Below are 13638 nucleotides of genomic sequence, written 5' to 3'. Positions count from 1 at the left end.
ATGGATTTCTTTAATTTGTACCTTGGTTTATTAAGTTTATCTTCTTTATGAAAGTGCTTACATTAGTTAAGGTTAACGTAGTTGCTTCATCAATGAGGATTTCGCAAAAATCCTGAAACAGAAATGAATGAAACGACAGGGTCAGATTCCATTTCATAAGGGAGGATCATACATGGGTAAAAGCAAAAGAAGCTACTCGTTTGTTCTAGTGATGTGTATGGTTTTGACGCTCATTCTCAGTGCATGTGGAGGAAGCAGCGGTGGCGGGGAAACAACGAATGAGGGAGCGGAAAAGCCGGTAGAGCTGATCTGGTATACCATTGGTACACCTCAAAAAGATGTAGATCGGGTGATGGAAGAGGTTAGCAAGTACACCCAAAAGAAAATCAACGCCACGATCAAAATGAAAATGGTCGATTGGGGCGACTACCCGCAAAAAATGCAGGTGAATGTGGCTTCGGGAGAGCCCATGGATATTGTATTTACGGCTTCCGGTGGTTTTGATTATGTACAAAATGCCAGAAAGGGCGCATTCATGGAGCTGGACGACTTGCTTGACAAGTACGGTCAGGATCTTAAAAAGACGATTGATCCTGCGTTTCTGGAAGGCTCCAAGGTGGATGGTCATCATTATGGCATTCCTGCCAACAAGGAGCTTCCACAGCAAGAGGTATGGCGGTTCAATAAAAAATTGCTAACCCAATACAAGCTGGACCTTTCCAATGTCCGCTCGCTGGATAGCCTGGAGCCACTGCTCAAAACGATTAAAGAAAACGAGCCCGGCGTAACGGCATTCGGTATGGACAAAAACTATGTTCCCTATGTTCCATATGACTATATCATTCAAAACCTGCCGATGGCTGTCAAACTGGATACTACGGACTATAAAATCGTAAACATCTTGGAAACACCTGAAATGAAGCAGGCGCTGACGACGATGCATAAGTATTACAAGGCCGGATATGTATCACCGGAAGCTGCAACTACAGGCTCGACTAATGATTTAACTACGTCCGGAAACTGGTTTCTGGATCGTGCGCAAACTCAACCACTAGCCGATAATCTATGGTCTGCCAGCTACGGCTATCCGGTGATATCGACACCTGCCAGTGATCCAATTGTGACCAATACGTCTGTTCAGGGCTCCATTATGGCAATTTCGGCTAACTCGGCAAACCCTGAAAAGGCGATGCAGTTCCTGAACCTGCTGAATACAGATCCAGTATTACGTAATATGGTTGACTCTGGTATTGAAGGAGTGCATTACAAAAAAACAGATGGCCAATATATCGAAAATCTGGCTGATTCCAAAAACTATGATATGCCTTCGTATTCACTCGGTAACAATATGCTGCTGTATCTGAATCCGAATGATCCTGCTGACAAATGGGAGCAATTCAAGAAGTTCAACTCGGAAGGAAAAAACTCTCCTATCCTGAGCTTCAACTTTGACAGCAGTAAAGTATCCACGGAGATGGCAGCGGTGCAGAACGTCAAAGAGCAATTTTGGGCTTCGCTGATGACAGGCACGCTGGAACCGGAAACGAATCTCCCGAAAGTAATTGAGAAATTCAAGCAGGCTGGGCTGGATAAGGTGATGGCGGAAGCGCAATCCCAGCTTGATGCCTGGAAGGCACAAAACAGCAAATAATCCTTTAGGTTGTGAAATATAAGCGAGATCGGGCGGGTGTAAGTTACGCCCGGTCTTTTTCCAATAGCTATTTTAGTTGCTTGTCTCATTACAGATTGGGAGGGGATACCTATGGCTGCATTTTTCAGAAATGTGATTCGAAACAAAGTTATGCTGTTCATGGTGCTGCCTGGCGCTATCTGGTTCTTTTTCTTTTCATATCTGCCGTTGGTTGGTACTGTGGCTGCCTTCAAGCAATATCGTTTTAACAGGGAAGGATTCTGGGCCAGTATTTATACGAGCAAATGGGTGGGCTGGGATAACTTCAAGTTTCTGTTCAATAACAATGATGCCTATGTCATCACGCGAAATACCCTTTTGTATAACCTGGTCTTTATTATTCTTGGACTTGTGTTTTCAGTCGCTATGGCTATTCTGCTCTCCGAGCTGATTAATAAACGGTTGGCGAAGCTGTACCAGACAGGCATGTTTCTCCCATATTTTCTATCGTGGGTCATCGTGGGCTACTTTGCCTTCAGCTTTCTGAGCATGGATCGGGGGATGCTGAATCAAATTATCGCAGGGTTTGGCATCGAGCCCATTCAGTGGTATTCGGAGGCTGCATATTGGCCGTATATCTTGATTCTAGTCAGTCTATGGAAGGCGATCGGTTATAACAGTGTCGTATATCTGGCTTCAATTTTGGGGATCGACAAATCATTGTATGAAGCAGCCATGATAGATGGAGCCAGCAAGTGGCAGCAAATTCGTAATGTGACGATCCCTTTGCTCTCGCCGATCATTATCATTATGACGCTGCTTGCGGTCGGACGGATTTTTTATGCGGATTTTGGTTTGTTCTATCAGGTTCCGAGGGATTCGGGCACCTTATACTCAGTAACGAACGTCATCGACACTTATGTATATCGCGGTTTGAAAACGACAGGCGAAATCGGGATGAGCACGGCGGCAGGTTTGTATCAGTCGGTGGTTGGCTTCGTTCTCGTCATCCTATCCAATTATGTTGTGCGAAAAATAGATAAAGACAGCGCTTTGTTCTAAAAAAGAGGAGAGGGGTGTGGACTATGGCTTCTGGAAAAAAAAGAAAAAAACGAGATTTCCATCATATTTCACGGGGCTGGAATGTTGTTCTGAATGGGATAGCAGGGATGTTCGCGTTCCTATGTGTGTTTCCGTTTTTGTTTGTCGTCATTATTTCCCTAACCGATGAGAAAACGCTGGCGCGGGACGGATATCGTTTGCTCCCGGCTCAATGGAGTCTGGAAGCCTACCGCTTCATATTTCGTACCAGTGATACGCTACTGCGCTCCTATGGGGTGACGATTGCCGTAACGGTCATCGGTACGGTGATCAGTCTCATTCTTATTTCGTTATATGCGTACGCCATTTCACGAAAGAGCTTCCGCTACCGGAGATTCTTTTCCATTTTTGCGATTTTAACCATGCTCTTTAATGGCGGAATGATCCCGACCTATATGGTCGTTTCCCAATTGCTCGGGCTTAAGGATACGATTTGGGCTTTGATACTGCCGCTTGCCATGAATGCCTTTTATATTATGATCCTGCGCACATTTTATAGCACCAGCGTGCCTGATGCCATTGTCGAATCAGCCAAAATAGATGGGGCAGGCGAGTTTTACACCTTTTTAAAAATCGTGCTTCCACTCTCTCTGCCTGGACTTGCTACCATTGGCTTATTCAGCACGCTTGGTTACTGGAATGACTGGTTTAATGCCCTGTTGTATATTGACAATCCCAATCTGGTGCCGCTTCAGTCTATGTTGATGCGGATTGAATCCAGCATTCAGTTCATCCAGCAAAATTCGCAAAACAGCTCTATGAGTCTGGCTGCACTTCAATCCATTCCGCAAGATACCTCGCGGATGGCGATGGTGGTGCTGGCGACGCTGCCTATTATATTCGCTTATCCTTTTTTCCAGCGTTACTTTGTGCAGGGACTTACGGTTGGGGCTGTGAAGGAATAACAGGGAAGGAGAGACATGAACATGTTGATTTATAAAGACAAAAGCAAACCGATCGAAGAACGGGTTAAGCACTTAATCGGTTTGATGACGTTAGAAGAAAAGGTGGGGCAGCTTGTGCAGCCCTTTGGCTGGCAAGTGTATGAGCACATAGACGGGGAATTGTCCCTACATCATGATTTCAAGCAGCAGGTACAAAATGGAGGAGTCGGCTCCTTATACGGGGTACTTCGCGCTGATCCGTGGACCGGAGTGACCTTGGAGAATGGCTTATCTGCCAAACAAGGGGCGGAGGCTGTGAATATGATCCAACGCTATGCGATAGAGCATTCCCGACTGGGTATCCCGATACTGATCGGTGAGGAATGCTCTCATGGGCATATGGCGATTGACGGCACTGTGTTTCCGGTTCCGCTGTCCATCGGCAGCACATGGAATGTCGATCTGTACCGCGATATGTGCCGTGCGGTTGCGAGTGAAACCCGTGCTCAGGGCGGGGCGGTCACGTATTCGCCTGTGCTTGATGTTGTGCGTGATCCACGCTGGGGGCGCACGGAGGAATGCTTTGGCGAAGACCCTTATCTCATCGGCGAATTTGCTGTTGCCGCAGTGGAGGGACTTCAGGGGGAAAGCTTACTCAGCGAACATAGCGTAGCTGCCACACTAAAGCATTTTGCAGGCTATGGCAGCTCGGAAGGCGGACGTAATGCTGGACCTGTGCATATGGGGTGGCGCGAGCTTTTGGAGGTCGATCTGTATCCATTCCAAAAAGCGGTGGAAGCAGGGGCCCAATCTGTTATGCCAGCCTATAACGAAATCGACGGGGTTCCGTGTACAGTGAATACTGAGCTATTGGACGATACTCTTCGTCAGGCGTGGGGATTTGACGGTCTGATCATCACAGATTGTGGCGCGATTGAAATGTTAGCGAGCGGACATGATGTGGCCGAAAATGGATTGGATGCCGCTGTGCAGGCAATTCGCGCAGGAATTGATATGGAAATGTCCGGGGAAATGTTCGGCAGTCATCTGGTCGAGGCGGTTCATGCTGGCAAGCTGGAGACGAGCATGCTGGATCGGGCGGTTCGTAGGGTGCTCACGTTAAAATTCAGGCTCGGTCTGTTTGACAAACCGTATGTGAATGCAGAACGAGCGGAGCAGGTAATTGGTCAGGCGGAGCATATTCGGTTGGCTCGTCAGCTTGCGACCGAAGGGATTGTGCTGCTTAAAAACGTCAATAGCACGCTCCCCCTGCCGAAAACCTCCAAGCGTATTGCAGTCATTGGCCCGAATGCAGATCAGATCTACAACCAACTGGGCGATTATACATCACCGCAGCAGAGAACCCGTGTGGTAACTGTACTTGATGGTATCCGTGGCAAGCTGGGCAAGGATCATTCAGGCGTTCTGTATGCACCTGGCTGCCGGATCAAGGGAAGGTCCCGGGAAGGCTTTGATAACGCACTGGCATGTGCGGCTGAGGCTGATACCGTGGTGATGGTGGTTGGAGGGTCCAGCGCCCGCGATTTCGGGGAAGGGACGATTGACCTGAAAACCGGCGCCTCGAAGGTATCAGATCACGATTGGAACGACATGGAATGCGGCGAAGGCATTGACCGGATGACGTTGGGGCTTGCAGGCGTACAGCTTCAACTCATGCAGGAAGTCTACAGGCTGGGGAAGGAGCTTGTCGTCGTTTATATGAACGGGCGACCGATTGCTGAGCCATGGGTGGAGGAGCACGCACATGCCATTGTGGAAGCATGGTATCCCGGTCAGGAGGGAGGGCATGCAATCGCGGATATTTTATTTGGGGATGTGAACCCTTCGGGACGTTTGACTCTTTCCATCCCTAAACATGTGGGGCAGTTGCCGGTATATTACAATGGCAAGCGTTCCCGGGGCAAGCGGTATCTGGAAGACGATGCCGAGCCGCGCTATCCGTTTGGCTATGGTCTTAGCTACACGACGTTTAGCTATGAAAGGCTTACATTAAGCGCCAATTCGATCCGAGCTGGCGAATCCGTTACGGTTACAGTCGATGTAACCAACACGGGCGACCGGGAAGGGGCTGAAGTAGTTCAGTTATATATCTCGGACACGGTGAGTTCGGTGACCCGTCCAATCAGGGAACTTAAGGGCTTTTGCAAGCTTGTATTACAGCCAGAAGAAACACGGACGGTGGTGTTTGCAGTAGGCTCCGACAAGCTGCAATATATAGGGCATGATCTACAGCCAGTCGTTGAGGCTGGGCGATTTTCAATTCAAGTAGGCAGGCACTCCAAAGATACCCTGTGTGCCGAGTTGATCGTACGGGAGGATGAATAATGGAGCGTATCAAACGCCTGATTCGGGAATTGTCGGAATGCCAATGGCTGGAGAAGCTGGATTTGCGGAGCTGGAACATCACACGCTCCACTTACCTAACACCAGGTCAATACGAAGACGCCGCACCTTTATCGGAAGGACTGGATCTCAAGCGATTCCCCAGCAGTCAGGGGACAACTTACTTTCTTCGAACGCAGCTGGATGTACCGACAACGTGGTTGAGAGAGCCTTTTGGATTGGTGTTTGAGTCCGGGGGGGAAGGTTTGCTGCGAGTCAATGGTGCTTCCTATCACGGGCTTGATCGCAATCATACCTATGTCACGCTAAATCCAGAGCTCATCGGGTTTTCCCCTGAGCTGGAGATTGAGCTGTTTGATCCGGTACCTGAGCCCGTAGATTCGCTCAATCGGCAGGCTGTCATTCAACCTCCGATTTCTTCTATTATAAGCTATCTTGTACGGCCCAATAAGCCTGTGCAAAGCCTGATGTATACCGTTACCGTTGTTAACGAAGCCGCTCTACTACTGCCTGAGGGCGATATCCGCAAAATACGCCTGCTGAAGGCTCTGTATGGGGTGATGGATCGTTTTGCGAATCTGGAGGAAGACGCCATTCGAGCAGGGGGGGCGATATCAGCCACAGAAAATGAGCTCATTCAGCAGGTTCAGGAGATCGGCGGAAATGCGCAAGCTTTGGAGCACATGGTAGGACAGTCGCACATCGACATTGCTTGGCTGTGGCCGATGCGCGAGACCGTACGGAAAACAAGCCGAACCTTCTCAACGGTGGATGCGCTGATGGATGAATACCCGGCCTACCAATATGCACAGAGCCAGCCGCTGCTTTTCTCTTTTGTAAAGGAAAATGATCCAGAGCTGTATGAACGAGTCAAAGCAAGAGTCGCTGAAGGACGGTGGGAACTGGTCGGGGCGATGTGGGTAGAGCCTGATTTGAACCTGCCCAGTGGCGAATCACTCATCCGCCAAATGCTGTATGGTCAGCGTTTTTACCAACAGGAATTTGGCCAAACCTCTCATATCGAATGGCTGCCGGATACGTTTGGCTACTGTGCGTCCCTGCCGCAGATTTTAAAGCATGGGAAGATAGACTATTTTATGACGACCAAGCTTGGCTGGAATGATACGAATGTGTTTCCTTACGATTTGTTCCACTGGGTGGGCATCGATGGGACTTCGATGTTGTCCTACCTCAATCATGGCGTGAATGAAAATACACGGCCACAGGACATTCGTGACCACTGGCAGTCCTATCGTGAAAAATCGGCTCATCCTGAGCACATGCTGCTCTATGGACATGGAGACGGCGGGGGCGGAGTTACGCGTGAAATGCTGGAATATATAGAGCGTTCTTCGCTAATGGTGGGATTGCCTGCGAGTCGGTTCAGCACGGCGGGACAGTTTTTCGCAGGCATAGATCAGGCACATCCGAAGCTTCCCAAATGGCATGGTGATTTGTACCTTGAGTTGCACCGAGGAACCTACACGACTCATGCCCGCAACAAACGCAATAACCGGAAAGCGGAGGGAGTCTACCGCGAGGCAGAACTGTGGAGCACGCTGGCATTACCACAGCTGGAGCCGGAGCAGGTGGAGGATATCTGTTCGGCATTGCATGAGGGCTGGAAGCTGATTTTGTTGAATCAGTTCCACGATATTATCCCTGGCTCGGCGATTACCGAGGTGTACGGCACTTCGGATAAGGAGTATCAGCAAATTTTCGAATGGGGACATGTCGGGCTTCAACAGGGGATTACGACGCTGGCGGCTCAAGTGAACACGGAAGGATCGAGGGCAGGAATACCGTATCTGGTGTTTAACAACCTGGGCTGGAGCCGTAATGCTGTGATTCATATTGCTACGGAATCGGCACAGGGATGGTATGCCTACCACTACGCTAATGATGAAGCCGAGCGGCTGGACACCGATGTGGAGGAAGGCGGCATTTCAGTGCGTATTCCGGATATTCCTGCACTAGGCTACAAAACGATTTGGTTGGAGCGAGAACAGGCTCAAGCAGGTGAGAAGCCCAAGATCGCTGTGATATCTGGATCGCTGGGGGATATGTGGGAGACGGCCTTTTATAAGGTGCAATTTAACGAGCGGGGCGAAATGATTCGTTTGCTGGATAAAGCGGCAAACCGTGAAATTTTGAAGCAAGGGGAACGGGCAAACCGTTTTTATTTTTTCCATGACCGTCCGACGCTGTGGGATGCCTGGGATTTGGATGACCGCTATGAGGAACAGGTAGCAGGAGAAGCCGAGTTGCTGGAAAAACAAGTAGTGCTTCAGGGAAAAACGAAGGATGTGCTGCGCTTCCGATGGCGAATCCATCAATCTGAAATGACACAGGATGTAATCTTTTATCATCATGAGCGGCGAATTGATTTCAAAACGCATGTGAGCTGGAATGAAGCGCACAAGCTGCTAAAGGTAGGCTTTCCTATAGATGTGGTTACGGACAAGGCGACTTATGAAATTCCGTTCGGTGCCTTGGAACGGCCGACCCATCGGAATACGAGTTGGGAGCAGGCGCAGTATGAAGTATGTGGACACCGATTTGCGGATGTTTCCGAGCACGGGTATGGCGTGAGTCTGCTCAATGATTGCAAATATGGCTACGACATTCAAGACAGTACCATCCGTCTGTCTCTGCTACGAGCACCCAAATGGCCGGATAAAGATGCCGATCTGGGCGAGCACGATTTTACGTATTCGCTTTATCCGCATGTTGGAGATTGGCGCAGCGCCCATACTTTGCGTCATGCGGCTGAGCTGAATCAAGATATGCCTGTTGTGCAGCAGCAAAAGCACAATAGCGGAGTGCTGCCGAGCAGTGGATCGTTCATTAACTTTGATAGCCGTCACGTTGTGCTGGATACGATCAAGCCGGCCGAAGATGGGCTGGGGTCGATTCTTCGTTTGTATGAATCCTCTGGGGGACGGGAAACGATCAGGCTGACCTGGCCTTATACGTTCAACGCAGCTTACATGTCGAATGCGCTGGAGGAACAAGTGCATCCTCTTGAGCTGGAAGGTGGATGTCTTACGCTGTCTTTTACACCTTATGAAATTAAAACAATACGTTTGCAATAGATACGCTGGATTGGAATGACTATAAGCGCACGGGTGTTTCCCGACAGATAAAGGAGCGAAAAAGCTATTGGAACAATTCAGACTTCCCAAAATACCGATGCCCGAACTTGACATGCCGCAGGCTGTTCAGGACGTACTCAAGGAAGCGGAGCAAGCACTGGCTCACAGGCCGAAGCTGCTGAAGCTGTTTAAAAACTGTTTTCCAAATTCACTGGAGACGACGACCAAGCTAATGGATGATGGGACAACGTTTCTCATTACAGGGGATATTCCAGCTCTTTGGTTGCGGGATTCTGTAGAGCAGGTCATTCATTATGTGCCGTTAGCCAGGGTGGATGCTGATTTACAGCGCATCATTGGGGGGCTGATCAAGCGCCATATTCATTATGTCCTCATAGACCCGTATGCGAATGCGTTCAATGAGACAGCGAATGACTGGCACTGGAATGCGACTGATGAGACGGAGATGTCACCATGGGTGTGGGAAAGAAAATTTGAAATCGACTCGCTGTGCTTTGTCATTCGGCTAGCTTATATGTACTGGAAGGAAACGGAGCTTACCGATATTTTTGATTCAAAATTCAAGTCGGCTCTGCGCAAAATAGTGGATGTGTTCAAAACGGAGCAGCGTCACCAAGAGCAATCTGCGTATCGGTTTACGCGTAATAACGGCATTCCCACAGATTCCTTGCGCAATCAGGGACTCGGTATGCCTGTAAATTATACAGGGATGATTTGGTCGGGCTTCCGTTCCAGTGATGATGCTTGCGATTTTCACTACAATATACCCGGCAATATGTTTGCAGTGGTTGCTTTGCGGCAGATGCAGGAGTTTGCGGAGTGGGTATTCCGTGATATGGACTTTCTGAACGAGCTGAAGGAGCTGGAGGCTGAGGTGGAGCACGGTATCCGCTTGTACGGCATTTACCGCCATCCGGTATTTGGGCCTATATATGCTTATGAAACGGACGGATTTGGCAACTACTGCCTGATGGATGATGCGGGTACACCTGGATTGATGTCCATTCCGTATTTGGGCTATACGACGGCGGACGATCCTATCTATCAAAATACGAGACGCTTTGCTTTAAGTCAGGAGAATCCGTTTTACTTTGAGGGCAAGGCGGCTAAAGGCATCGGAAGTCCGCACACGCTGCCAGGTTACATCTGGCATATGGCCCTGTCTATGCAAGGATTAACGGCCCGGACCGCAGAAGAGAGGCTGGAAATGATTCGGATGTTAGAAGCGACAGATGGGGATACCGGTTACATGCATGAAGGCTTTCATGCCGATGATCCTACGGTTTATACGCGAAAATGGTTTGCCTGGTCCAACAGTCTGTTTGCCCAGCTTGTGTATAAGGCCATGAAGGAGGGCTTGTTATGAATGAATCCACAGTAAGCCCATCCATCGTTGTTTTTAGTGAGCAAGGCTTTCCCGCTATAGGGAACCTGTTGCCGGATGAGGCGTTTCATGGAGTTGCAGAGGTGGTGGTCGTAGGAGCCGATGAACTGGCTGAAACGCTAAAGCATATGGACAACGGCTGTTTTGTCAATCTGCATGCACCGTACTTCCCCAAATCCGCTTGGACTGAAATCGTGGCATTTCTCCATAAGGGAGGAGGGCTGCTTAACGTCGGGGGAGCACCCTTTAAGCATCCGGTACGCAATCCTGCTGATGAGCATGGAGACTGGATAATTGAGACTGAACAGACTGCGTATCATCAGGAGCTGCATATTCATGAGGTGCTGCGAGTGGATGCGTCGAAGGTAGCTTCGCTGGTCGCATCAGAGGATATTCCTGTACTGTATGGTCAGGAGTCGCTGTTTGAGGTGACAGATACGTGTAATCTCGTTCCACATACGACCAAAAGCAGCGATCTGCCACACCAGATGGGCTCTGCAGGGCCGATGAATACGCAAATTTATCCTTTGCTTAAGGGAGTAAGTAAGGACGGTCGGGATATTGCTGCCCCGGTCGTGCTGTGGGAGCATGCCCGAGGTCTGTTTGCTGGCGCACGCTGGATGTTTATCCATGTGCCGTTGATAGCTTCCTTTTGGGAACAGGATGGTGAGCAGTTGCTTGCCCAATGGGCACGTTTTTGCGCCAAGGGGATGACGGAGCTATCTATCAAGCCGAACTATGCTGCTTATGAGCCTGGGGAACGAGCCATACTGACACTTCAAACCCAGCAATTGCAGCGAGAAGGAGCCACGCCCAGAAATCACGAGGTATGGAGCTTTGACCTGACGGTGGAGCAAATATTGGATGAGTACAATCAGCAGGTATGGAGCAATCGCTTGCAGATTGAGGTTAGCAAAGAACAGAACTTTGTACGTATTCCCCTTGGCTTTTCCATTCTAAGCGGTTTATATCGGGTCATTTGCAGAGCTGAATCATCGGATGGTGAAGTACGTATATTGCGACAGGGCTTTTGGGGGCAGGATGCCGAACTGCTGGCTGAAGGACAGATCATCATGCGTAGTCGGGATTATTTAATAAAGGACGGGCGTCCGTTACCTGTTGTTGGCATGACCTATATGACCTCAGATGTGGCACGGAAATTTTTGTTTTTGCCCAATGCAGCAATTTGGGATTGGGATATGGCCCAGATGGCCAAAGCGGGCATCAACTGGATTCGTACAGGGGTATGGACGGCTTATCGCAACATGATGCAGATAGACGGGCACGCCTCGGAAGAGGTACTTCGCGCGATTGATGCTTTTCTGCTGACAGCCAAAAGGCATGGCCTGCAGGTGACGTTCACGTTCTTTTCTTTTACGCCGGAAACGTGGGAAGGGGTTAACCCATATCTTGATCCGCAAAGCGTGGAAGCACAAAAGCGGTTCATCCGCAGTATTGTCAGTCGGCACACGGCTACAACCCATGTGGATTGGGATCTAATTAACGAGCCTTCTATGTTTGATCCGTCGCGTATTTTCGCAGACGGTCCACGTTCTGCGAGGGACTCATGGGAACAGGCGGTGTTCAGCACATGGCTGGAGCAACGACACGGCAGCATTGAGGCTTTGCAGGAAGCCTGGAATATGACGCCACAGCAGCTTTCCTGTTTTTCTTCTGCCACAATCCCCGAGCCGGAGGAGATCAACTTCGACGTTCAGGATATGCATCAGGCCAAAAAGGGAGCCAAATGGCTGGATTACTGTTTATTTTCGATGGAAATGCACAATCTGTGGGCCGAGCAATTGGCGACTACGATTCGGGAGCTTTGTCCCGGACATTTGGTAACTGTAGGTCAGGACGAGGCACTGGGCGCGCAACGGCCATCTCCGTTTTTTTATGAGGCTGTGGTGGATTATACGACGGTGCATTCATGGTGGCTGAATGATCATTTGGTGTGGGACGGTATTTTTGCCAAAACACCAGACAAACCGAATCTCGTGCAGGAAACCGGGATCATGTATGTTGAGACGCCGGATGGTCGAGCCAAGCGTTCGGAGGAGGAGCTGCGCGACATGCTGGAGCGCAAGTATGCGTATGCCTTTTCGACTGGCGGAGCGGGTGCGATTCATTGGATCTGGAATACGAACTTTTATATGGATAATGCCAATGAATCGCACATCGGTGCGTTACGTGCGGATGGGACCGAGAAGCCGGAAGCAGAGGTATCTTACGATTTTGGGCGTTTTATGAATGAAATTCGCGATCTGTTTACAGACCGGAAGCTGGAAGAAACGGCTGTTGTATTCCCGTATTCCAATGATTTCTCTAACCGATCACTTGCCTTCGATGCCACGACAAGGCTTACCCGGGTGATGTCCTATAATCTCAAGCAGCCGTTCCGTGCCGTCTCCGAGTATCATCTGGACTCGCTCAAGCGGCAGTTACCGAAACTGATTATGATCCCCAGCGCGCACAATTTCGATAGTACATCGCTGGAGCATCTTCTGGACATGGTGCGAGCCTTCGGTGTGACGCTACTAGTCACTGGACCGTTGGGCCTTGATCCTTACTGGAAAATGACCGAACGGGTTGATGCCATTATTGGGCAGCGTACGCTGGGGAACGTCCAACGGGAGGAAGTACTGAGTCTGGAGGGTCAAACCTTCCCTGTCTCATTCGGACAGCGGCGAATTGCTGAGGTCGCTAAGGAGGAACAACTGTCACCGGAAGCGGATGGAGCGATGGGTGATGAAGTTGTGAATCTACCGCTTGGCAAGGGGCGCTTGATCTGGAGTCCGCTTCCACTGGAGTTGAATGGCAGAGATGAGCCGATTGCCGAATTGTATCGTTACGCCTTCGCTGCTGCCGGGGTGGAGCGAGAGCTGGAATGGATAGACGGTGGCGATCAGCCGGGGCTATATGGACGTAAGCTGAATTTCAAGAATGGGGGCCTATATATTTTCGTATCGGAGTTTTCCCGGGATACCCAAGTGCGTGTTCGGGATAAGGAGACTGGATTATCCTACGCTTTTCTGTTGCCAAGGAGCCGCTCTATCTTGTTTGCTGTGGGTCGAGAAGGTCAGTTGCTAGCAGTATATCGTCCCGAGGACGTGACGATTGAAGTGATACAGTGAACGATGGCAGGTCAAGACATACGGT

At 49.7% G+C, this 13638-nt stretch carries 7 protein-coding genes; all 7 read left to right on the top strand.

Annotated features, from left to right (window positions below; translation table 11 throughout):
- Window positions 1-172: 172 nt before the first annotated feature.
- The 7 genes from C400_RS0122510 to C400_RS0122480 all read left to right on the top strand — a co-directional run bounded on the left by C400_RS0122510 (window position 173) and on the right by C400_RS0122480 (window position 13613).
- Window positions 173-1651, top strand: a complete 1479-nt coding sequence (locus tag C400_RS0122510; protein ID WP_017428299.1) for an ABC transporter substrate-binding protein — start codon at window positions 173-175, stop codon at window positions 1649-1651.
- Between the two features lie 111 nt (window positions 1652-1762).
- A complete protein-coding gene (locus C400_RS0122505; protein ID WP_017428298.1) occupies window positions 1763-2692 on the top strand; it encodes an ABC transporter permease in 930 nt (309 codons plus the stop codon).
- 23 nt (window positions 2693-2715) lie between these two features.
- The gene (locus tag C400_RS0122500; RefSeq protein WP_016821751.1) at window positions 2716-3636 is read left to right on the top strand and encodes a carbohydrate ABC transporter permease; all 921 of its coding nucleotides are present in this window, start codon (window positions 2716-2718) and stop codon (window positions 3634-3636) included.
- A 21-nt stretch (window positions 3637-3657) separates the two neighbouring features.
- Window positions 3658-5961: a glycoside hydrolase family 3 N-terminal domain-containing protein gene (locus C400_RS0122495; RefSeq protein ID WP_017428297.1), complete on the top strand. Its 2304-nt coding sequence runs from the start codon at window positions 3658-3660 to the stop codon at window positions 5959-5961.
- Window positions 5961-9074, top strand: a complete 3114-nt coding sequence (locus C400_RS0122490) for an alpha-mannosidase (RefSeq protein WP_017428296.1) — start codon at window positions 5961-5963, stop codon at window positions 9072-9074. Before C400_RS0122495 ends, C400_RS0122490 begins: the two co-directional genes overlap by 1 nt.
- 67 nt (window positions 9075-9141) lie before the next feature.
- Complete coding sequence (locus tag C400_RS0122485) at window positions 9142-10461, top strand: glycoside hydrolase family 125 protein (RefSeq protein ID WP_017428295.1); 1320 nt, start codon at window positions 9142-9144, stop codon at window positions 10459-10461.
- Complete coding sequence (locus C400_RS0122480; protein WP_017428294.1) at window positions 10458-13613, top strand: beta-galactosidase; 3156 nt, start codon at window positions 10458-10460, stop codon at window positions 13611-13613. Before C400_RS0122485 ends, C400_RS0122480 begins: the two co-directional genes overlap by 4 nt.
- Window positions 13614-13638 lie beyond the last annotated feature (25 nt).

The organism is Paenibacillus sp. ICGEB2008, assembly GCF_000307675.1.
In the GTDB taxonomy this organism is placed as follows: Bacteria; Bacillota; Bacilli; order Paenibacillales; family Paenibacillaceae; genus Paenibacillus; species Paenibacillus polymyxa.
The sequence above is the reverse complement of the archived record's forward strand: the minus strand, read 5'-3'. Positions and strand labels throughout refer to the sequence as shown.

Bases quoted from the DNA above. Each gene is read 5' to 3' on its own strand.
- C400_RS0122505 (WP_017428298.1), top strand. From the start codon at position 1,763: ATGGCTGCATTTTTCAGAAATGTGATTCGAAACAAAGTTATGCTGTTC.
- C400_RS0122490 (WP_017428296.1), top strand. From the start codon at position 5,961: ATGGAGCGTATCAAACGCCTGATTCGGGAATTGTCGGAATGCCAATGG.
- C400_RS0122500 (WP_016821751.1), top strand. From the start codon at position 2,716: ATGGCTTCTGGAAAAAAAAGAAAAAAACGAGATTTCCATCATATTTCA.
- C400_RS0122480 (WP_017428294.1), top strand. From the start codon at position 10,458: ATGAATGAATCCACAGTAAGCCCATCCATCGTTGTTTTTAGTGAGCAA.
- C400_RS0122495 (WP_017428297.1), top strand. From the start codon at position 3,658: ATGTTGATTTATAAAGACAAAAGCAAACCGATCGAAGAACGGGTTAAG.
- C400_RS0122510 (WP_017428299.1), top strand. From the start codon at position 173: ATGGGTAAAAGCAAAAGAAGCTACTCGTTTGTTCTAGTGATGTGTATG.